Origin of the sequence: Lysinibacillus zambalensis, assembly GCF_040183165.1 — a bacterium.
Lineage (GTDB): Bacteria > Bacillota > Bacilli > Bacillales_A > Planococcaceae > Lysinibacillus > Lysinibacillus zambalensis.
In genome coordinates, this window is sequence record NZ_JBEGDG010000002.1 from 340,040 (window position 1) to 362,292 (window position 22,253).

General features: G+C 36.5%; 23 protein-coding genes. 2 read left to right on the top strand and 21 right to left on the bottom strand.

Annotation, left to right across the window (positions count from 1 at the left end; genetic code table 11):
* Window positions 1-59: 59 nt before the first annotated feature.
* The 6 genes from ABNX05_RS04545 to ABNX05_RS04570 all read right to left on the bottom strand — a co-directional run bounded on the left by ABNX05_RS04545 (window position 60) and on the right by ABNX05_RS04570 (window position 3,347).
* Window positions 60-518: a hypothetical protein gene (locus ABNX05_RS04545; protein ID WP_349658631.1), complete on the bottom strand. Its 459-nt coding sequence runs from the start codon at window positions 516-518 to the stop codon at window positions 60-62.
* A gap of 440 nt (window positions 519-958) precedes the next feature.
* Complete coding sequence (locus tag ABNX05_RS04550; RefSeq protein ID WP_349658632.1) at window positions 959-1,291, bottom strand: DMT family transporter; 333 nt, start codon at window positions 1,289-1,291, stop codon at window positions 959-961.
* A gap of 14 nt (window positions 1,292-1,305) precedes the next feature.
* Window positions 1,306-1,632, bottom strand: a complete 327-nt coding sequence (locus ABNX05_RS04555; RefSeq protein WP_349658633.1) for a DMT family transporter — start codon at window positions 1,630-1,632, stop codon at window positions 1,306-1,308.
* A gap of 5 nt (window positions 1,633-1,637) precedes the next feature.
* Entirely contained in the window at window positions 1,638-2,168 is a 531-nt protein-coding gene (locus ABNX05_RS04560) for a TetR/AcrR family transcriptional regulator (RefSeq protein WP_349658634.1), read from the bottom strand.
* A gap of 316 nt (window positions 2,169-2,484) precedes the next feature.
* Window positions 2,485-2,697 carry a helix-turn-helix domain-containing protein gene (locus ABNX05_RS04565; RefSeq protein ID WP_079560164.1) on the bottom strand — a complete coding sequence of 71 codons (213 nt, stop codon included), beginning with the start codon at window positions 2,695-2,697 and terminating at the stop codon, window positions 2,485-2,487.
* An 11-nt stretch (window positions 2,698-2,708) separates the two neighbouring features.
* The gene (locus ABNX05_RS04570) at window positions 2,709-3,347 is read right to left on the bottom strand and encodes a DUF2975 domain-containing protein (RefSeq protein ID WP_349658635.1); all 639 of its coding nucleotides are present in this window, start codon (window positions 3,345-3,347) and stop codon (window positions 2,709-2,711) included.
* 210 nt (window positions 3,348-3,557) lie between these two features.
* On the opposite strand from ABNX05_RS04570, the gene ABNX05_RS04575 reads away from it, so the two are divergent.
* Window positions 3,558-4,217 (top strand): hypothetical protein, encoded by a 660-nt coding sequence (locus ABNX05_RS04575; protein ID WP_349658636.1) that lies wholly within the window; start codon window positions 3,558-3,560, stop codon window positions 4,215-4,217.
* 37 nt (window positions 4,218-4,254) lie between these two features.
* On the opposite strand, the gene ABNX05_RS04580 is transcribed toward ABNX05_RS04575, so the two are convergent.
* The 3 genes from ABNX05_RS04580 to ABNX05_RS04590 all read right to left on the bottom strand — a co-directional run bounded on the left by ABNX05_RS04580 (window position 4,255) and on the right by ABNX05_RS04590 (window position 9,036).
* Entirely contained in the window at window positions 4,255-5,529 is a 1,275-nt protein-coding gene (locus tag ABNX05_RS04580) for a DUF5068 domain-containing protein (protein ID WP_349658637.1), read from the bottom strand.
* Between the two features lie 1,034 nt (window positions 5,530-6,563).
* Window positions 6,564-8,078 (bottom strand): osmoprotectant update ABC transporter permease/substrate-binding subunit OpuFB, encoded by a 1,515-nt coding sequence (opuFB, locus tag ABNX05_RS04585; RefSeq protein ID WP_349658638.1) that lies wholly within the window; start codon window positions 8,076-8,078, stop codon window positions 6,564-6,566.
* Window positions 8,071-9,036 (bottom strand): ABC transporter ATP-binding protein, encoded by a 966-nt coding sequence (locus tag ABNX05_RS04590; RefSeq protein WP_349658639.1) that lies wholly within the window; start codon window positions 9,034-9,036, stop codon window positions 8,071-8,073. The genes opuFB and ABNX05_RS04590 overlap by 8 nt, the downstream gene beginning before the upstream one ends.
* Window positions 9,037-9,732: 696 nt before the next feature.
* Here ABNX05_RS04590 and ABNX05_RS04595 point away from each other — a divergent pair.
* The gene (locus ABNX05_RS04595; protein WP_349658640.1) at window positions 9,733-10,491 is read left to right on the top strand and encodes a glucosaminidase domain-containing protein; all 759 of its coding nucleotides are present in this window, start codon (window positions 9,733-9,735) and stop codon (window positions 10,489-10,491) included.
* Between the two features lie 58 nt (window positions 10,492-10,549).
* On the opposite strand, the gene ABNX05_RS04600 is transcribed toward ABNX05_RS04595, so the two are convergent.
* From ABNX05_RS04600 to ABNX05_RS04655, 12 genes are all read right to left on the bottom strand, one after another.
* The gene (locus ABNX05_RS04600) at window positions 10,550-10,906 is read right to left on the bottom strand and encodes a hypothetical protein (RefSeq protein ID WP_349658641.1); all 357 of its coding nucleotides are present in this window, start codon (window positions 10,904-10,906) and stop codon (window positions 10,550-10,552) included.
* Window positions 10,907-11,035: 129 nt separating this feature from the next.
* Entirely contained in the window at window positions 11,036-11,851 is an 816-nt protein-coding gene (locus tag ABNX05_RS04605) for a C40 family peptidase (RefSeq protein WP_349658642.1), read from the bottom strand.
* Complete coding sequence (locus tag ABNX05_RS04610) at window positions 11,848-12,633, bottom strand: serine hydrolase (protein WP_349658643.1); 786 nt, start codon at window positions 12,631-12,633, stop codon at window positions 11,848-11,850. Before ABNX05_RS04610 ends, ABNX05_RS04605 begins: the two co-directional genes overlap by 4 nt.
* 7 nt (window positions 12,634-12,640) lie before the next feature.
* On the bottom strand, window positions 12,641-13,573 hold the full coding sequence (locus ABNX05_RS04615) for a S66 peptidase family protein (RefSeq protein ID WP_349658644.1): 933 nt from the start codon (window positions 13,571-13,573) through the stop codon (window positions 12,641-12,643).
* Window positions 13,570-14,517, bottom strand: a complete 948-nt coding sequence (locus ABNX05_RS04620) for an ATP-binding cassette domain-containing protein (RefSeq protein ID WP_349658645.1) — start codon at window positions 14,515-14,517, stop codon at window positions 13,570-13,572. Before ABNX05_RS04620 ends, ABNX05_RS04615 begins: the two co-directional genes overlap by 4 nt.
* Window positions 14,507-15,571 carry an ABC transporter ATP-binding protein gene (locus tag ABNX05_RS04625; protein WP_432760120.1) on the bottom strand — a complete coding sequence of 355 codons (1,065 nt, stop codon included), beginning with the start codon at window positions 15,569-15,571 and terminating at the stop codon, window positions 14,507-14,509. The genes ABNX05_RS04620 and ABNX05_RS04625 overlap by 11 nt, the downstream gene beginning before the upstream one ends.
* A 6-nt stretch (window positions 15,572-15,577) precedes the next feature.
* The gene (locus ABNX05_RS04630) at window positions 15,578-16,552 is read right to left on the bottom strand and encodes an ABC transporter permease (protein ID WP_349658647.1); all 975 of its coding nucleotides are present in this window, start codon (window positions 16,550-16,552) and stop codon (window positions 15,578-15,580) included.
* On the bottom strand, window positions 16,552-17,622 hold the full coding sequence (locus ABNX05_RS04635; protein WP_349658648.1) for an ABC transporter permease: 1,071 nt from the start codon (window positions 17,620-17,622) through the stop codon (window positions 16,552-16,554). The genes ABNX05_RS04630 and ABNX05_RS04635 overlap by 1 nt, the downstream gene beginning before the upstream one ends.
* Before the next feature lie 76 nt (window positions 17,623-17,698).
* Complete coding sequence (locus tag ABNX05_RS04640) at window positions 17,699-19,522, bottom strand: peptide ABC transporter substrate-binding protein (protein ID WP_349658649.1); 1,824 nt, start codon at window positions 19,520-19,522, stop codon at window positions 17,699-17,701.
* A 179-nt stretch (window positions 19,523-19,701) separates the two neighbouring features.
* Window positions 19,702-20,769 carry a dipeptide epimerase gene (locus ABNX05_RS04645; protein ID WP_349658650.1) on the bottom strand — a complete coding sequence of 356 codons (1,068 nt, stop codon included), beginning with the start codon at window positions 20,767-20,769 and terminating at the stop codon, window positions 19,702-19,704.
* Window positions 20,770-20,792: 23 nt separating this feature from the next.
* Entirely contained in the window at window positions 20,793-21,587 is a 795-nt protein-coding gene (locus tag ABNX05_RS04650; RefSeq protein ID WP_349658651.1) for a M55 family metallopeptidase, read from the bottom strand.
* Window positions 21,584-22,120 (bottom strand): M15 family metallopeptidase, encoded by a 537-nt coding sequence (locus ABNX05_RS04655; RefSeq protein WP_349658652.1) that lies wholly within the window; start codon window positions 22,118-22,120, stop codon window positions 21,584-21,586. Before ABNX05_RS04655 ends, ABNX05_RS04650 begins: the two co-directional genes overlap by 4 nt.
* Window positions 22,121-22,253 lie beyond the last annotated feature (133 nt).

A 22,253-nucleotide genomic window follows, 5' to 3' on the forward strand; every position in this document is an offset into this window, starting at 1 on the left:
TAGACAGCTGCTCTAACTTTTATGTTATTTTAGTAGGCTAAAAAAGGTAAATAATTTCATCACCATTTGGGCTCAATGATAAATTTCCCTTTTAACATATCTGGCTTCAGTAACTGAATCGCAGAAATACCACTTAATTCAATGGATTTTACTGTAGACGTTCGCTCTAACCTGACAACCTCTGCAATTAAATTCGTATCATGCCCTTCATAATCATAAGCACGCAAAAGTGAAACAGTTCCTCGACAAAGTTCTTTATCAATAGCCTCTATACGAAAAAACTCTGTTTCAAACTGCTTTACAGTATCCATTAACCTTAAATGAGTACCGTTTTGTGTAATTAAAAAAAAGGGAATTGTATCGCTTCCCACTATTTTCACAAGCAGTTGACCAAAGTATTTAGAATGATAATCCTTTATCACATCTTGGAGTGCTTTTATGTCGTAGAGTGCTTCACATAGAAAATGGTTTCTTTTATTTTCATTATTCATTTCCCCTAGCCCCTCCCAAGTCTTCATGAGCCATTCGTCCAGGACAGAAAGACTACCTATTCAAGGTTTTAGTGTATACAAAAATATAAGTGGGAGTTCAACTGCCCGTAAAAGCCCGATTGGTTTATGAACAATCAGCGGGGATGAGAATCTCCCATTTCACTTTATGCAACATCTTCTCTTTATCATATGTAAAAACAATAAATATGACGACTTTTTTCGATTCACCTATAAAATTAGTTCATTATCTTGAAAGCTGTGGGAAAGTAGTTTACCGAATATAGATTATGTTAACTTTTCATTTGGAGAATTGATATTTTGAAGATCATTGCAGAAGGTTCTAAAGCAAGAATAAAGGGCAGTAAGACTCCCTAAATAACAGTAAAAAAGTTAGGTGGGAGTTCGACTGCCCGTTAAAGCTCGTCTGAAGAAGACTTATTATTTAGTGGTGTACTCCACGTTTCACTTTATTGAACACTTTGTTGGTCTCCCTGATTTAGAAGAATAACACCGCCAATAATTAGTGTAATGCCGATTGCTGAGAATAAATTAAACATTTCTCCCCATACAACAATTCCGACAATTACGGTTAAGGCTGTACCTATACCTGACCAAATGGCATATGCAAGGCTTAATGGCAGCGTTTTTAAGCATAGGGACAAAGAATAAAACGAAATCCCATATCCTAATGCGACAGCTATCGATGGACCTAGAATTGTAAATGCCTCTGAAAACTTAAGCATCGTTGTTGCAAATACCTCACTGACAATAGATAACGCTAAAAAAAGATAACCCTTCATTTACAAATTCCTCCTTAATGTCCGCTACCAGCAAGGTTAAGTATAACTACACCGACAATAATAAATAAAATCCCCATAAGCTTTTTTTTATTAAGTAATTCCTTATAAAAGATTACACCGATTATCGCCGTTAATGCCGTTCCTATTCCTGCCCATATCGCATACGCAGTACCAATTGCTAAAGTTTGTAATGTTAGAGAAAAGAAATAAAAAGCTGTTCCATACCCAAACACTACACCAATTGACGGGAATAATCGTTTAAAGCCATTTGTAAGTTTCAGCATCGAGCTTGCAAAAACTTCTGCGATAATTGAAATAAATAAAAAACCTAAAGCACTCATGTATGTTAGTCCTTCCTTGTCATGTGCATTAATTGTTCAAAGACACCTTCTGTTGCCTTATCGGATAACGGTGCGATATTTAATAGTTTAGAATAATACAATCCATCAATCGTTAACCGAATCAAATGAACAACGGGGGCCTCTAAGCCATCCTGAAACAACTCTTCTAATAAACATTCATAAACGGTTGAGATGGATGAATGGTCATTTTGCAATATTTGAACCGCAATATTTAAAGATGCCCCATTCGCAAGATCTTTTTGAGAAGTTAAAATAAATGCTCTCGACAGTCTTCCAGTCCCTTGCTCAAAACTTGCTAGATGTTCAAAGGATTGTATAACCTCGTTTAAAATCGTTTCAGCAATTGCTGTTTGAAGGGCATCCTTCGTATTAAAATGATATAGTAAACCACCTTTACTAATGTTCGCCCTTTCGGCTACCCTTTCTAAAGTTAAAGTGCTTAAATCATTATCCTTTAAATATTGAATCGCCGTTTGAATAATATGTAATCGTTTTAAATCTGCTTTTGATGACATACAATCCCCCTCTATCAATTTCGCCTTGGCGTAATTGCGTCTAGATTTTGAATTGTACCCGCACAATTCATTCCTTTGAAAATCTGTGACATCCGCCGGAGGCTTTATCTTCATTCAGTAGGGGTTTAGAAACCACCCACGGAATAGAAACCTCATCAGCATTCATCTCACCACCTTCACAGGTAGGAGTCTTCTACTGACTGAAGATAAAAAAACCGTCTGGACGGTCTTTTTTATTTTACAGTTCCTATTTCACATCGTCAATTACCGTGCAAAAAAATCGAGACCCGAATAGCATTCACGCTTCGGGCCTCTTTTATTCTTCATCGTCTATATACTCCAAAATATCTCCTGGCTGGCAGTTCAATGCTTTACATATCGCATTCAACGTAGAAAACCGTACTGCTCTAACCTTTCCAGTTTTTAAGTTGGATAGATTGACAATCGACACATCTACTTTTTCTGCTAGCTCACTTAGCTGCATTTTTCGATCAGCAAGCATTCGATCTAATCGAATAATTATCGTCATTTTTTCACTTCCTAAGCTGTCGCATCATATTCATCCTGTAAAAACGCACCATACCGGAATATACGTGCTATCGTCCAAATGACGAAACCACATAATAATAATGTCCAATTAATTCCGGCAAATTGAAAGCTTATCTCTTTTATCAAACCTGTACCTACTAACAACTCACCTAATTGAATTTGTTCAGTTACTGTAAAAGCAATGTACGTGCGAAATGTATCTACTGTCAAGCTTAATACAACTACAGTATAAGCTATCCATTCTATTTTTCTACTATTCTTTTCTGAAAAAATAATCCCTTTACTTATATGACTCAACAGATTTCTTACTTGAACAACAATGAATAATAATAATCCTATGTAGATTGTAGCAGTCAATAGTAATTTCACGACACTCATTTTCGTATACTGAATATTTTCCGTTACTTTATCTGCTAATTCAATTTGTATCCCTTCTAAATGAATAAATGCTGTTATATTACCTTGTTCCAGAAAATTATTTACACTAATCTCCGGCACAAAAATTACCCCTGCACATAATACGCCTATCATAATAAGTCCAATTACCATTAAAACCATCATGATTGTAAAAATTGAATGTAACCCTTTTGTTAAAAATCGAAATTCTTTACATTGGATTATTTGTTCCATTCCAAGCATCCCCTCTCTTATTGTTAATTATACATCTCACTATACCCTTTTCAATAATTAATTAATGTTTATCGTTAAAAAATTATTGTTTAATTTGAATACCATCATGCATACTGAATTAGGTATACTATGACAAAAGGCAATAGTTACAACTTTGAAAGGGCTGAAATAGAATTGGAACCTTTACCTACATACAGAACGATCTTGCAAATGGATCAAAAAGGAATCTCTCAAACTACAATTAACTTTCTAGTTGAGAATATTGAAGATGACTTTGAAAAGTTCCGCAAAAAATATAAATTTTTATCGATTGCTAAAGGATTTTTGAGAAGCTATTACTCACTTAAAGACGCGGAATTAAAAGCGGAAGTATCAAAATTAGAACAATCCGGTGAAGAGGAACCTTTAAAGAAACTTGAAGGTGATTGGTACTATGCAGATATTATTACTAAACTACCGAATTATTTTAAGTTTGAGGATTTGTATCTGATTAAAGAGCATTCCAATCATGAATATTTTGTACTTAGTAAAGTTAGTGAAGAAATTCTCTTAATTGACTACGGCAATTTTGAAAATATAGAACGCATTTATGTAAATTCATCAATAGAGACTTTTTGTCATTCTTTAGCGGTATATAAACGATGCGTCAATAAAATTGTGAAATACTATAATAATTTTCGAGATAAAGACGAAATGAAATTTAGTGATGAAATACTAGCTATCCCTCATCAATTAAGGACTACATTACGAAAAATTGATCTGTCTATACTTCCTTCTCATTATTGGGAAAAGAAATGTGATGGATGGGAGAAAAAACTTGTGATGCTTGAATCGTCCCATCGCAAAGGATTTGGCCTAAACGGATGGTAAAATAAGCCCTCTCAATTTACGAGAGGGCTCCAGCCATTTATTTTGGTAATGTAAATGTTTCTTTTTTACCTTTAGAAGTATCCTCTGCTCCTTTATTTCGTATCGGACCCAACTCAATGTCAAAGGCTTTATCTTTCCAAATTTTCTCATACTGCTCTTGATCTAATACGAATACTTGTAATAGCTCGCCATTTTCACCAGCTTTAATAATGTCATTAGGCTTATAATTTAATAACATACCTTCGCTTAATAAATATTGCATGCCATCATTAACTGTTAATTTCGAAGACATAGAAGATAAGCCAATTTCACTAGTAGCTTTATTTTCAAGTTTAAATTTCACTGTTAATAAAGTAACACCGTTTGTGAAATTCGAGAAACGAGGAGCTTCCACCTCATTAGGTGTAAATTTTGTAAACTGATACCCTTCTAAAGTAGCATTTACATCACCTATTTTTTTACTTTCATTGATGTCGCTTTTTTCCTTTAGAATTTTCTTTTCACCCATATTGTCCATTGTTACTTTATCTTGATAAAACGTTGAATTACTAGATACTTTTTTCGAACCATCTGCATTTAAAGCAAGATTAAATCTTCCTTCTGTACCAATAGTAGTGTCATATTGTTCTTTTTCGGCAAGCGGTACTGGAATCATTACTGATACTGTGCCCAATTCATTGATTTTTGCTAAATCTGTTTCACCGAATGGATAAGCGATATACCCAGTTACCTCATCACCCGCTTTTATCAAATAATCTGTTTCGAAGCTTAGTTTTCTTGGTAATTGATCTTCTTCCGGAATCAAATACTTATCATTCGTATAATATTTACTAGCACCTGTAAATGTAACGTCTAAACTAGGCATGTAATAAACATCTTTATCCATATCATTCTTCACTGTATATTTAGCTAAAATGACACCACCGTTATTTTCTTCGTTAAATGGAATATTAAAATCGGTATGGAAATCCTTTAACTCTACTACTGAATATGCATCAATCGAAATTGAAACATTCTCCATTTTATGTACTTGTGGTTCATTATTTTCAAAAAGAACTTTAGTTTTCCCTTGTGTTTCCTTCTCCATATAAGAAATTAAGGAAGCAAAGTCAGCTGAACCTTTTGTTGATTCTTGATCTTTTTTAGGTTCTTCCTTTTGGACTTTGTCTTTTTCTTTATCTTGTCCTTTTTCCTCCTGTACTTTCTTTGGTTCATCGTCTTTCTTTGTTTCGTCCCCGTCTTTCCCACAACCACTAAGAATGATTGAAGTCGATAAAATTAGCGAAGACATTAAAAATAAACTCTTTTTCATTTCTTCCTCCAAGCTGTTTCTTAATTAATTTTTGGCTCAACTGTAAAAACGAATAATAAAAGCTATTTTTTGAGCTGATACCCATTTTAATCCACATTTAGTTCCAAAACAACTTGCACTGGAAGAAATTATACTATTGAAGCAACGAACATCCAAATATTGTTTATTGAATAATTCAATCTTATTTTTCAATTACCATTATTTACATATTCAGAACTTTTTCAAGTTATTTTCTTTGAATAATAATTATCAATGTACTAAAAAGGCTGTATCACTCAAAGTTATTAGAAAATAAGTACAATATACCCGAGAACATAGTCTCATTGCAATTTTTGAAATTCCTGATAAAACTAGGCTGCTATCGTATAGATTATTGTTATTAAAACGTAAAAAAAAGAATTAATCTACAAAATATATACAATTAACTCTGTTGAAAAATATTCAAATTGAATTTTATCTACTTATTAAACCATATAGCATTAGTAGCAGACCTAAATAAAACAAACTTGATCCTGTTAAAGGGTTTGTAAAAAAATCAAAAACCCCCATCTACTTTTCCTTTACAGTATCAGCTTTCATTATCTCCGGTATGTAAATACAAAACGTAATATCTATACAAATAATCCCTGTAATGAAGGATCATACAAATCATACACCAAATCTAAATTTTCTTTTCTTGTTTTCATTAAATGGATCATATACCCGACCATTGCCAAAGTTAGTCCGCTTGTTACAATGGTCCAAAAAATCATACGCATTCTTTCAATTCTCTTTTCTCTATGTATTGGATCATTACCCTGACAGTATCTTCTAAATGTCCAAGCATATCAAACTTGGTACCTATTACGAAACAGTTACATAACACTTAATTATACTATTTCATTCACCCTTCCCATTACTCCAAAATATACCAACATCTTATGGCAGTAATTTCGGTTGGCTACGCAACTATCTTTATGAAAACAGCCTAAAACTAATAAAAAGTAGCTAGAAAAAAGATAAATATCTCATTTCTAGCTACTTTTATTTTCGTCTTACAACAGTCCTGCTTTTATTAAATATTCGCGTGCCACGTCTTCTATGTTTTGGCCATCTACATTTACTCGATAATTCATTTCGCGCATCTCATCATCTGTTATTTGATTTGCCAGCTTATTTAAAGCTGTTTCAATTTCAGGATACTTCTCTAGCGTTTCTTTCCTTAGTAATGGAGCTCCTTGATAAGGTGGAAATAGTTGCTGATCGTCTTCCAACACTTGCAGATGATATTGACGTATTTCACTATCCGTTGAATAAGCGTCTAATAAGTTAATATTACCTGATTCGATTGCCTGATATCTAAGCTTTGGCTCCATAGTCGTTATATTTGAAAGTGAAATACCATAATTTTTTTGAATGCCCAAATAACCATCTTCTCGATCATTAAATTCCAATGTGAAACCGGCTTTTATCTTTTCTTGAATAGGTTTAATGTCAGAAATTGTTTGCAAATGATAGGTTTCAGCCATTTGCTTTGATACTGCCAATGCATACGTATTGTTATATTTCATCGGACTAAGCATCACCATATCAAACTTATTCACCATTCCTTCTTGCGCCTGATGATAAACATCCTCTTGATTATTATTGATGGCTTCCTCTTTTAAAAACTCTGAAATTGCCGTTCCAGTAAATTCTGGATAGATATCAATGCTACCAGATTTAAGAGCATTAAATACAAAGGAAGTCTTACCAAGCCCAGGTTTTAATTGCACCTTCAAATCTGTTTCATTTTCGATTAGCATTTTATACATATTAATTAGAATCTCTGGCTCAGCACCAAGCTTCCCTGCAATGATAATCTCTTCTTTCCCTTTGAAGTTAAGTAGTGGGGAGACAATCAGTACTAATGCAACAACACTAATCATACTCAATGCTGAAATTGTTTTTTTAAACGACAGTGATTCTAGCTTTTTGAGTAAGAAGTCAAACACTAAGGCTAAAATCGCGGCAGGTACAGCCCCTAAAATAATTAAAGCTGTATTGTTTCTGTCAATACCAAGCAAAATGATATCTCCTAATCCCCCAGCTCCGATTAATGCTGCTAATGTTGCTGTTCCAACGATTAATACCATAGCTGTTCTAATCCCCGCCATGATAACCGGCATAGCAAGGGGCAACTCTACTTTCACTAATCGCTTTCGCGTATTCATCCCCATAGCCATCGCTGCCTCTTTTAAAGATGGATCTACTTCGTTGATCCCCGTAAATGTATTACGTAAAATGGGAAGAAGTGCATAAACAACTAAGGCAATAATTGCCGGTACTTTTCCGATGCCAAACAACGGAATTAATAACCCTAATAACGCTAATGAAGGAATCGTTTGTAAAACTGCACTAATACCAATAATACTCTCCGCTATTTTCTTTTTATTCGTTAAATAGATCCCTAGAGGAATAGCAATCACCACTGCAAAGAATAGCGCAATGAAGGAAATTTGAATATGCTCTAATAAAGATGCCAATAGCTGGCCTTTTCGTACGCTCAACACCTCAAAAAAATCAGCCATTTAAAGTACCTCTTTCTAAGGAATCCTGTGCTAAATACTGAAGCATAGATGCTCTTGTGACAACACCAATCATTTCCCCTTTTTCTTCCACACCCAAACATTCATAATGAGCTAATTTTTGAAGAATGGTCTGTAAAGAATCATTGAAGGAAATGGTGTTCTCTTGATTTCTTTGAATATTCTCAACTGCAATAGGTTCAATTACATCTTGGATATTGAAAGTATGCTCCCCATATTCTTTTATCCCAATAAATTCTCGAACAAAATCATTAACAGGCTTTTGTATGATTTCTTGTGGAGTACCAATCTGCACAATCTCCCCATCCTTCATTACGCATATTCGATCACCAAGTTTTAAGGCTTCTTGCATATCATGCGAAACAAAGACGATTGTTTTTTGTATCGTTTGCTGAAGCTCAAGAAGATCATCTTGTAATTTTGTGCGGCTAATTGGATCTAAAGCACTAAAAGGCTCGTCCATTAAAATGATTTCGGGATCCGCTGCTAATGCACGAATAACACCGACCCTTTGCTGCTCACCACCAGAAAGCTCTGTTGGTTTGCGCTGACTATATTTATCTGGTTCAAGACCAACCATATCTAGTAACTCAAGAACTCGTTGCTGGATTTGAGGTTTACTCCATTTTTTCAATTCAGGCACAACAGCTATATTTTCTTCAATCGTCATATGAGGAAAAAGCGCAATTTGTTGAAGGACATAGCCGATATTCCATCGCAATTCATGAATGTTGTAATCACTAATTCTTTTGCCGTTAATTCGAATAGTCCCTTCCGTTAAATGAATTAATCGATTTATCATTTTTAATAATGTTGTTTTTCCACAGCCACTAGGTCCAATAAGAACAAAAAATTCTCCCTTTTTGATCTCTAAATTAATAGCTTTCACTGCGCCTTGGTCATTTGCATATTTTTTTGTGACATTTTCAAATGCTATCATTGTATAGTATAAGCTCCTTTTCATCACTATCTGTTAAACGAATACCCTCAGTTGTTACATCAATTTTAATCACCGTTAAAACATTGATACGTAGACCTACTATATTAAATATATATTTTGTTAAAACGATGGGTTGATTTCCGTTACGGCTTGGCGCTTTCCTAGGGCCCAGCCGTAACGGAAATCAGCTATTCCACTTTGCAAGGGTTCCTTGATCTTTTAAGAACACACATTGTCTATTTACTTAAGTTTTAATATAGAAATAAACTACTATTATAGTCTTCTTCATTTCATATACGTTAAGCATAGTAGGTCTAGAACTAACACTTTTTTAAGATATAACGTGTTCCTATATATATTTCACTATCTAAAGTCATTTCAAACTTAATTTTTTGTGTTATATCAAAACGTTAGTCATCTTGACGCGTTACTCTATTTGTCTCATAATTTTCATAGAAAATCGTATACTGTTTTTGAATACGCATAACTACTATTCAATCTCCTTTCATTTCTAAAAGGTGCTGGAAATTAAGGAACTAAATGAAGGGTTTTATCGTTCTATGAATGATATACTCTGTAAAAGAAAACATGACTTTATTTCTATTAATGACTCTAGAATAATTAGAAATATATGAACTTCGTTATTTAATAGAAAGGGGGAAGGCAGATGTTGTAGTCTATCAACATCAATGAACAATGAAATACGTAATTAATTTTTTCAAAGGACTTCTGATTACTATTATTGTTATTTGTATTTCGTTTTTTATGGTGACACAGCTATTCAAGACTAATGAAACTGTAGAGCCTATAGTTGTAGATAATCGTCCTAGTGTAGAAGAGTTTATTGGCTCAATTGCTGAAATTGCTCGGAAACTCGGTGCCGAAAATGACTTGTATGCATCGATTATTATTGCTCAAGCCGTTTTAGAAAGTGAGCATGGACAAAGTGGTCTCGGATCTTCTCCAAATAATAATTTATTTGGTATGAAAGGTAGTTATCAGAATGACTCAGTGACATTTGAAACATATGAGGATGATGGGAAAGGTAATATGACTACGGTGATGGCTCAATTCCGCAAATATCCTTCCTATGAGGCATCTTTACAAGATTATGTGAAATTAATGCGTAATGGGGTTTCATGGGATAAAAATTTCTATGCAGGCGTTTTTAAAAGCAATGCGAAGTCCTATACAAATGCCACAAAGTTTTTAACAGGCTCCTATGCCACAGATTCAAAATACAATGAAAAACTGAATGCAGTAATAGCAAAGTATGATTTACAACAGTATGACAGCCCTGTCAAAGATAAAAAGACAATTACCGTAGCTGATGGTGACTCGCTTATGCATATTGCAGAGGCTCATAATGTTAAAGTTACGTCCATCAAACAATGGAATCAGCTTCGATCTGATACACTTGAAGCTGGTCAGCAATTAAATATTTATAAATATTAATAAAAAATCTCCATGTAAAATTTTTTGTCATGGAGATTTTTTATTTTGAAGTCTATTATTAACTTATTAATCTGTAAATCACAGTCTCTATGTCAAAAACACGCTTGTTTAATGCGTAAGTTCTATCTTCTACTTGCTTAGCAATTTTTTCAGTAAACTCACCTAAATGTTCGACAATATTTTTCTGAAGCTCAGCTTGTCCAATTTTAAGTTCATGCACATCACTCTTAAGTTCACTAACATCATTTTCAATTTTATATAAGCGTTGGTCAATGTCGTCAATACGTTTTTCCACTACATCTAGTTGTTGGTCCATTCCTTCTAGTCGTTGGTCCATTCCTTCTAGTCGTTTATGAACTGGCGTCAATTCTTCTTTTAAAACGGAACGTAGTAACTCTTTTAACTCTAGATTCAATTCATAACCTCCGATCATTTAAATTTTGATTTCATTATAGCATAATGCAAATAGGTTATCTTTATCAATAATTTCCCGATTCTTATCACAATTGAAAAAGAGAAGCCAAGTCAAGCTTCTCTAAAACTTTTATTTAAATAAGCTACCAACAGCAGTAACAGAATTTGCCAAATCCTTCCGATAATGCTGATGCTGCTCGTCCAGACTATTAATATTAACCTCATTCCCGCCAAGCGAAGAATGTACATAAAGAAGCTCTCCTATATATAAAGCAATATGACCTGGAAAGTATATTAAGTCTCCCTTTTGTATGTTCCCTAAAGATATTTCCTTGATAGGAAAACCTTCAACAATTTTAGCGTCGCGATATATATATACCCCATTTAACATATACGCCATTGAACATAAACCTGAGCAATCAATACCAAGTGGCGATTTACCTCCCCAGCGATATGGTGCTGCTAAATAGCTAAGCGCTGTTTGGACCACATTTTCTCGTATTTGTTGCTCAGTTAAGCTGTTTTCTGGAATTTGTTCTTGTAGCCATTGTCTACGTACATAACCAGTCTCACCCGACACTAATTGCACTGCTGCCCATTCAGGATCTAACTTGTCAATAGTTATCGAGCAGATGATTGAACCTTTAACGAGTGTTATCATTTTCGCACTTTGAATTCGAGGCTGCTGCAAAACATCGGCGAAGCTTTGGTTAATAAAATGATTTGCTTCTTGTCGCCAAGTATCTGTTTTTGTTTTATCAACTATTAATTTAGCCTTTTGGCAATAGCCTTCATAACGATAACCGGTTTGTATGCGTGCCCAGTTCTCATCTATGTCTTCCATAATTTCTACCGTCATTCCATATAGTACCTCATCCACTAATTCTGAGGCTTCATCTGCCTTTGCGTGTAAATTTGCGATCATGGACTTCACAATGGCATTCATTCTATCCGCTCCTTCCGCTTCACCAAGTATTCGTAAACAACTTTGGAAATACGACCGATTAGCCGCCTCGCATGATCATTATTCGTCACCTCTGTTACGAAAACACCAATGAGATAATCTCCAGAGCTGCTGTACACAATCCCAGCATCATGATCTACTGTTTCAAGACCACCTGTTTTATGAGCAAGTTTCACATCATCTACTAAATAACGACTTAATGATTCGTGTATTCGTTGGCGACTTAAAATATCGATTGTTAGCTCACAAAATGCTGGTGATAACAAGTCCCTACGATAAATTCGTGAAAATAATAGTGCCATATCACTTGCCGACGTTGTATTATCAAAGCCTTTTACAAGCTTTTCAAAATCCATCATCTTCCGTTGAATGGTTGTTTGCTTAAGCCCTATTTGACGAAAATAATGATTGAGTGCATCCATCCCTAGAAAATCGATTAATACATTTGTTGCTGTATTATCACTCGTAATAATCATCCATACTAAAAGCTCATAGATGGTACTTTGTTCTAGACGCTGCTCACTAATAACACTAAAATCAACCCACTCTTCTGGCGCTATCTCAATCTCTTGCTCTAAAGATTGGTTGTTGCTTTCTATATAGTTCAGAACAGCTAGCAGTATAGGCACCTTTATTAAGCTAGCACTAGAAAACGCGTCTTCTAGCTTTTCACTAATGAAAAATTGCTCAGTCTTACAGTCTTTCACAAACATATGCACTTTATAGGGAGCATTTTGAAGAATCTCTGTTATCGTTTGCTTCATATTTCACCTACTCTATCACTTTTATCATTTGATTCTCCGTATCCATCGTGATCGTACGACCTAGTGGCAGCGACATCGTCGGTAAGATGTGACCACAAGTGATATCCTTAATGATAGGTTTATTGAATGGACCTAAAATTTCTTGGAAAATCGTTTGTAGTGATAGGCTATGCTCTGGATATTTTGGTTTTTCAGGACTACAATTTGTCCAAGCTCCTAGTAAGATACCTGCCACCTCATCTAGTTTGCCTGCTAGTTTTAGCTGCGTAAGCATCCGATCAACACGATGCTCACTCTCGTCTACTTCCTCTAAAAATAATATTTTGCCCTTTGTATCAATTTCATAAGATGTTCCAAGAGATGCGGTAACTAATGTTAAGTTCCCACCAATAAGCTGTCCTGTCGCTTTTCCAGCTACAAGCGTTGTCATTGTACGTCCAGGTGGATTTTCAAGACAGTAGTCAGTTCGTTCTGTTGCTGTCACACTTTCGATAAAGAAATTCCATGTATATGGATCCATCTCTGGCCGAATAAATTCTGTAGAGGGCATTGGTGTATGATATGTGACAAAGCCACATCTTTGGTTAAAAGCGATATGTAATGCTGTCACATCGCTATAGCCAGCAAATACTTTTGGGTTTGCCTTGATCATATCGAAATCCAGAAGCGGTAAAATTTTCGTTGCTCCATAACCTCCACGTATGCAGAAGATGCCATCAATAGTAGGGTCTCTAAACATTTGATTAACTTCAGAGGCTCTTAGCTCATCAGAGCCTGCTAAGTAGCCATGCCTTGCACTACACGTTTCCCCAGCAACTACCTTAAAACCTAGTTTTTCAATACTTTTAACTGCAGGGAGAAATTTTTCTGGTGGGGTTGCACCTGAAGCACTTATCAAACCAATAGTGTCGCCTTTTTTCAAAGCCTTCGGACGAATCATTTGCTTACCTCCATTGTTCGTGAAGTTCGGTATCTTTCCAATTCCTCTTCATTTGCTAATACAAAATGACCTTCCTCTATTTCGAAAAATGACGGTGGCTGAATGTCATAGTTGTGCTGTGACGGATCATAGATTTCTACGACTTTATCACGCTCCTTATAAGGATTTGGCTCAGGTACTGCCGATATTAACGCCCTTGTATACGGATGAATTGGATTAGAAAACAGCTTTTCTGTCTCAGCTAGCTCAACAATTTTACCTTTATAAATTACAGCCGTCCGGTCTGTAATAAAACGGACTACCGATAAGTCATGCGCAATGAATAAATAAGTTAAATCATTTTGCTGCTGTAAGTTTGCTAGTAAATTTAATACTTGTGCACGAATGGATACATCTAATGCTGAAATTGGTTCGTCTGCAATAATAAACTCTGGCTCCATTACTAGTGCACGTGCAATTCCGATACGTTGTCGCTGCCCTCCTGAAAATTCATGTGGGAAACGGCTAGAAAACTCCGGTAATAATCCAACATTTAACAATGCATTGCGTACCTTCTGTTGACGATCGGCTTCATTTTTGACTTTTTTTGTATTAATAAGTCCCTCGGAAATAATATAGTCTACCTTTGCTCGTTCATTTAGCGATGCCATAGGATCTTGAAAAATCATTTGGATTTTCTGTGTAATTTCTCGATCCCACTCTTTTGATATTTTGCCATTTAGCTTCTTACCGTGATACAGTATTTGTCCTTCAGTGACTTCATTGATTCGCATAATAGCTCGGCCGATTGTTGTTTTTCCAGAGCCAGATTCACCTACTAAACCGAACGTTTCACCTTTGCAAATATCAAAGCTGACATCATCAATAGCTATAAATTTATTTTTACCTTTACCAAAAACGACTTTTAAATTTTCCACCTCAACTAACACTTCTTTATGACTCATGGGCGTATCGTCTCCCTTCTGCGAAAAAGGCTTGTAATGCTTCAGGTGGCTTTACTTTCGGAGCAAGTGGATCCAATAGCCAAGTACGTGCAAAATGTGTGTCACTCACCTGAAAAAATGGAGGACGATCCACAAAATCAATCTTTAACGCATATTGATTGCGAGGTGCAAAGGCATCTCCTTTAATTTCTTGAAAAAGATTCGGAGGAGTACCTTTGATGGAATAAAGCTGCTGTCCTTTTGAGCCTAGTTGCGGCAATGAAGAAATGAGCGCCCAAGTATAAGGATGCTTGCCATTAAAGAAAATTTCATGTGTCTTGCCCACCTCGATAATATCGCCCGCGTACATCACTGCAATACGGTCGGCAACTTTCGCAACAACGCCTAAATCATGGGTTATATAAACGGTTGTTAGTCCATATTTTTGTTGGAGATTTTTTAGCAGCTGTAAAATTTGTGCTTGGATTGTGACATCTAACGCAGTTGTTGGCTCATCACAAATTAATATTTTGGGCTTACACGCTAGTGCAATCGCTATCACGATTCGTTGACGCATACCACCGGAAAATTCGTGTGGGTATTGCTTATAGCGCTTTTCCACATCGTGAATGCCAACATCTTTTAACAATTTTAAAGTTTCTTCGTATGCGGCTTTCCCCTTTAATCTCTGATGTAAATGAACACATTCCTCGATTTGCTTACCAATCGTTTTAAGCGGATTTAAAGATGTCATTGGGTCTTGTGTCACCATTGCCACTTCTTTTCCACGAATGCTTAGCCACTCCCGCTCGGTTCTATACTGTGCTAAATCTTGATCATTGTAGAGGATTTGCCCTTGATCAATGTGGCCATTTTTATCGAGCAAGCCCATGATGGATTTCATGAGAACTGATTTTCCTGAACCTGATTCGCCAACGATTGCAAGGCTTTCACCTCTGTATAAATCAAGAGAAATATTGCGAATAGCCGTTAGCACTCTTCCACGAAGTGTAAATTTAATGACAAGATTTCGGATGGTTAAAATAGGTGATTTAGTTTGTGTCACTTCCATCATCCCCCTTTATACGTGATTTTTCGGATCTGCTGCATCTGCAAATGAATTCCCTATAATATAAAATGCAATCGTAATGATACTTAATACAATACTTGGGAAAATGAGCTGATATCTTAATTCTGGAGACATCATGAGCACTCGGCCTTCATTGATTAAATTTCCTAAAGACGGCTCACTAATCGGTAGCCCTAATCCGATGTATGTTAAAAAAACTTCCGAGCCTATTGCAAATGGAATAGCTAAACTCATTCGTAGCATAATGACAGAAATAAGATAGGGTAATAGATTTTTCACTATAATTCGGTAATCAGGTGTTCCTAAACATTTTGAGGCTAAGTTATATTCACGATCTCGTAAAATAACAATTTGATTGCGTATAAACCTCGCCATTTCTACCCAACCAGTAATACACATAGCAATAATGATGGTTGAAATACTCGGTCGCAAAATATAGGACATTAAAATTAGTACGATAGTCGTCGGGATATTATCAACGACGTTGTATAGCTGCGTGATAGGTAGCTCTAATTTACGCGAAAAGCCCCAAAGCGTACCGATCGTAATGCCTACAATAGCTTCTACTAAAGCAACGACACAGCCAATAAATAGCGAGGTCCTTGTCCCTGCCCAAATACGTGACCATAAATCCTGCCCAATGGAGTTTGTTCCAAACCAAAATTCAGTGCCTGGCGCAATATTACGTGCTTGGAGACCTGTTTGCTCATCAAGATATATTTCAGTCGGTGATTTTTGCGCTGGTAAATACGGCTGTAAAATTGTAAAGGTTACGATAATAAGCACGCCAACTAATAAAAAAACAGCGATTCGGTTTTTCAAAAAGGATTTCCAAGTTGAACGCCAATAGGAGTAATTAGAGTAGGCTGTTTCTTCAGCTTGACGCTCATCCACTTCCGCAAACTCGAACAAAGTTTCACGTGATTTGTTTGAAATATTGTTTATTTCTTCTGAATACATTCCCATTAACGTACACTCTCCCCTTTCCCTAATTTAATCCGCGGATCAACAAGGGCCATTGCAATATCCCCTAACATGAGTCCGATAATTCCAAGTGAAGAGAAAACTAGCACTAAGCCTTGTACAATCGTATTATCTTGTCGTTGTATGGCATCTACGAGTAAGCCCCCCATCCCAGGAATGGAATATAAGGATTCAATATAGATAGAGCCTGTAATCGTAAAAAGGATGGTTGCAAGTAAATATTGTGCCATCGGAATAAAGGCATTTCGTAGTACATGTTTAAACATTAATGTACGTTCTTTAACACCTTTCGCCTTTGCTAGCTTAATATAATCCTTATTTAGTTCATCCACCATATAACGCCGCATCCACATCGCATAGGAAGCAGTCGGAGCTAGTGCCATTGATGTAAGTGGTAATATCCAAGTAATGGGCTGATACTCATCAAAAAGCATTGGCAAGTGTAAAATTTCTGTAATATACATTTGAATGACTAAATAATAAACGGCGGCTGGCACTGCAACAACAATGACAATGTAGCCAGTTCCCAAACGGTCCAGCCAGCGTCCCTTCATCTGGGCCATCAATATTCCGAGCGGAACCCCAACTAAAAGTGATAGTGCAACCGCACCTAAACCAAATAGTAAGGAATACATAATCTTATCTGCAATAATCGTGACGACTGGTACATCTGTCCGATATGTAACGGATTTACCTAAATCACCTTGAAACAGATTCGTGTAAAAGTTCCCCAATTGTACAAGTAATGGGTCCCGTAAACCTAAATTCGTTAAATAGATCTCTTGTTGAGCAGGAGACATCTTATCCGCTGCTGCTCCTAAATAACCTTCTTCAGGCATTAAACGGAGTAATGAAAAAACAATCGTAATAATAATAAACAGTGTTAAAACTGATTGTAATAAACGTTTACCTATATACCCCAGCATCACTTCATCCTCCTTTTTCAGAAAGACTAAAGGAGATCCCGACTTTTCTATTTCGGTATCTCCTTCATCAATACTCACTACATTTGAATATTTATCTTGAATGGAGCCATCATGTTTTTTCAACATTAACTACCCTAATGATCGATTCATTTAACTAACAATTATCGGGACGGGATAGGGTTTTAAATAATTGAATTTTCAATTATTTTACCGCATTAGCTAACGCTTCCGCCCGTTCTTGCTCCCACTTCGCTAAAGCTTCTTTAAACTCCTCATTACTCATTGGTTTTTCTAAAACTCGCTGACCTTTAAATTTCTCGGCCGTCACACCAAATGGGGAGTATTGAGCCTCAAATGGATTTAATTTAGAAGCAACATAGCCACTACCTCCTACTGAATAAGGAATGACAAATGCCTCATCAATTAAGAACGCTTCCGCTTTCGCAAACAGCTCGTAACGTTTTGTTGTATCGATCGTCACTTTTGCTTCGTCTACTAAGTTTTGATATTTAGTTTTTCCGTTTGCTTCTGTATAACCTTCAGCTAACTCCGGTTTATTATAAGTACCGTCTGCAGTGAATGGATCCGTATACGTTGATGGATCGGCATAGTCTGGACCCCAGTTAGCTTCAAGGAATGCAAATTTACCAGGTTTACGAACCTCTGCTAAAAACCCTGTCGATGGTCCGGCCTCTACAATAACGTCTACATAGTCAGTTCCTAATAATTTTTCAATCTGCTGTTCAACGACTTGTGAACGATTTGCCCAATCTGGACTACCAGAGTTATAAGGCATTAACACTTTTACCGGGAAAGTTACTTTCCCTTCTAATGCTTTTTTCGCTTTTTCCTTGTACTCTAATGCCTTTTCCTTATTAAAGGAGTCGGTGTTCGTTAGATTAGCTAATGGTTTTAATTGTGTATAGTCAACTCCCTCTATGTTGACAAAGTTTTTAGGCGTAATTGTGTTGCTCAGTAAATCTTTTGGATTATAAGGTTCTAATGTTAACATTGCAGACTCGCGGTCAAGCGCATGGAACAATGATTTTCGGAAATCTTTATTATTGACCGCTTTCTTCCAATTTTCAGGCTCGTATTCTGCATCAAACTGCGGATTAAAGTTTAATGCAAAGAAGTACGTATAGAAGTTATTTTGTGTTTGACGGATTTGTGTTTTTTTCTTTTCGTCTTTAAACCACTCATCAATAATAGAAGTTGGAATACTCGTTGAATCGATTTCTCCTCGTAAAAACAATTCTGGTGCTACTGTAGCCGCTTCTTTATTATATTTATAGCGAATACGATCAATCAGTACATTTTCTTTATCCCAATACTTATCATTTTTCACAAGTACTCGCTCATTTTGCGGTTCAAATTTATCTAAAATAAATGATCCGTTATAAAGGAAATGTTCACGAGTTGTACCAAAACTATCACCTTTTTCTTCTATAAACTTCCCGTTAACTGGGAAGAAGCAGACGTAGTTCAACATCGACAGGAAATAAGGTGTAGGCGTTTCTAAAGTATATTCCACTGTCTGCTTATCTACCGCCTTAATGCCTACCTTCGTAAAGTCAGTCATATCACCGTTATAGAAGGCTTCCCCATTTTTCACGACCGTCGCAATCCAAGCTGTCGATGATTCATTTTTTGCATCAAGTACATAATGTAAGCCATCTACGAAATCTTGAGCAACAACATCCGCATACTCTTTACCGTCATGTGTAACCCATTTTGCATCGTCTCGAAGCTTGAACGTCCAAACAGTAGCATCTTCATTTGATGACCATTCTTTCGCTAAGCCCGGTTGCACAACACCATACTTATCATACTCAATTAATCCATCAACTAAGTTCGCTGCAACAGCAAACTCATTCGTTTCAGAAGTCTTTAAGTAATTTAGCGTTTTTATTTCCCCCGAATAAACAACCCGATACTCTGATTTTTTTTCACTTGATGAATCGTCACTACAGGCTGCACAAAGCATTACAACTAGAAACGCGAAAAGCATCCAATATCTTTTCATAATAAGCATCCCCCTAGCAATCTTTTTATCTCGCATAAACGGGTAGAGATTTATATGTACCGTAAGCGAAAGCGTCAAGTACAAGACTCCCACTTCAAGATATATAAGCAGGGAGGTTAACTACCCGTAAAAGCCCTTTTTGTTCATCAGTGGAGGATGAAACACTTCCACTGGAGAAACTACTTTGAAAATCCTACCCCAACGGCATCTGTCATCCTAATTCGATCATTTTCAAATTTTGGACCCCCAGCAATAGGATCTTTCACACATAAACTCGGTCCATCTAAATCTACCATCGTGATATTTTTCTGTGATGCGGCAAAATGTGCAGCAGCACTCACGCTAATTTTTGTCTCTAACATACAGCCAATCATGCATTGTATGTCGTTTGCCTCCGCAATGTGGCAAATTTTCTGTGCTTGATAAATGCCTCCTGATTTCATGAGCTTAATATTAATCAAATCTGCAGCTCGCTTTTCAATAATTGTATAGGCATCTTTTGCAGTGAAAACACTTTCATCCGCCAAAATATTTGTCTTTGTATTAGCCGTTACGAATTGCATTCCTACTAGATCATGGCAATGAACAGGCTGCTCAACCAATTCAACATTCGTACCTGCATCTTCAAGTGCGCCAATAATTTGTACAGCCTGCTTTGGTGTCCAGCCCTGATTCGCGTCCACCCGTAATGTTATGGCGTGTCCAACTGCATCACGAATAGCAACAACTCGCTCTACATCACCTGCTGGATCTTTCCCCACCTTGATTTTTAAAATTTGAAAACCTCGCTGAATAGCGGCTATACTATCCTTCACCATTTCTTCAGAATCATTTACACTTATCGTAATATCTGTAATTAATTCTTTCCGATAGCCTCCTAGTAATTTATACAGAGGTGTTTGATAGTGTTTCGCCAATAAATCATAAACCGCCATATCTACGGCGGCTTTCGCACTGGTGTTTTGATAAATACTGCTGTCGATTCGCTCCATGATTGCTGTCAATTCTTCAATATCCATCCCGATAACGGCTGGCTTGATATACTCTTCTATCGCGTGCGAAATGGACCCTAGAGTTTCACCAGTAATAGCAGCAGTCGGTGCCGCTTCACCGATGCCTATTTGCCCATCATCAGTGTGAACATAGACGGCAATATTGTGAATGCTATGCACTATTCTTAAAGCTGTTTTAAACGGTGTTATAAGCGGTGCTTCTACTTTCCCTACGATAATATCTTTTATTTTCATCCATTCACCTACCTTTTCATTGCTTATGTTAAGAATTGTAATATTCGAAGCACCTCATAAAAATTATCCGTTACGAATTCCACTGTATTATGTGGTTTAAACGTAGCATTCGGATAGAACGAGTTTCGATATGCACGCGTATGATCACGATAAATGATTTCCACTACAAAGCGCTCCGGTAATGGTACTTGCAAATCTTCCCGCGGAACTTTCATTGAGTCCTCAACAAGTCGTTTCGTTTCTTTAATCGTCAGCTGTGGGCTAACACTAATAGTCGCATTTCCGATCCCTTCTTTTGTAGCAAATGTGAGGATATGATCATTGATTGATTGAATTTCCTCTGTTAACCCCACATCTCCACTAACAAATGAAACTGGAACACCATGTAAAGCAGCCGCGTACGTATTAATTAAAAATTCACTCGCATACTCCCCATTAATTTTCACATCCGCAAAAACACAAAGCGTATGTGCCAAAGGATTACGCGCACTTCCCCCTTTACTGTGGTAACCAATAAAAATCGCTCGATCAAAGCTCTTATCAAGTCCCGCGACCATACACATCGGGTCATACGTCCAACCTCGAATAATTTTGCAATTTACTGGTAAATTAGAAATATCTAGATTACGTGCTGAATCATGGGCATCCTTTAGTAAAATTTCGGTTGCTCCACCACGAATAGCCCCCTCTATAGCGGCTTCTACTTCCTTTGTCATTTGCTTTTGGAAAAACTGATAATCTGGCGCGTTTAGCTCCGTCTCACTCCATGCTGTTGTACCAGTAATTCCTTCAATATCTGCACTAATATAAACCTTCATAGAAATCGAAACTCCTTTATATTATTGTCTTGGATAATGGCTTCCACAGCCCCATAACTAGCTTCTTGCGCACCAACACGTCTTGCCCATGAAACATTATTAAAATCGTAATGCCACCATTCCTCTGAATAATTCGTAAAGCCAACCATCGTCATACAGTTATATAGAAGACGTCGATGTACACAGGCTTCCCAATCTTCCTCTGGCTGTTGTTCAAAATAGCGTGTCGCAGACTTTCCACTGATTTCATCAAATGCTGAACCTAAATTTAATGCATTCCCCTCTAAATCTCCTAGTGTCAGATCAATCGCTCCACCTGTTAAATGTGGGGCGAATTGAGCATGATCTTTGCTTGGAAACGCAACATACTTACGCGTTTCACTTACAACCTCTTGCTCAGTAAAATGGGGATAAAGCTGTGCGATTTGTTTTGAAAAACTCTTAAACAAAAATTGTTGCACTTGGAACGGACGATAGCCATCATATAAGATCAGGCTAAAATTTTCAGGTAATAATAATAGTGCTTTTATCAATCGGTCATAGACACCTTGACGTAAATAAATAACTTGTAAACTATTTGGTATTTTTTGATGATAGTATATTGGCTTAATAAAAATTCTTGAATGTTCTTCTTCAATTTGAATGATTGGCTCACCATTTTCACAA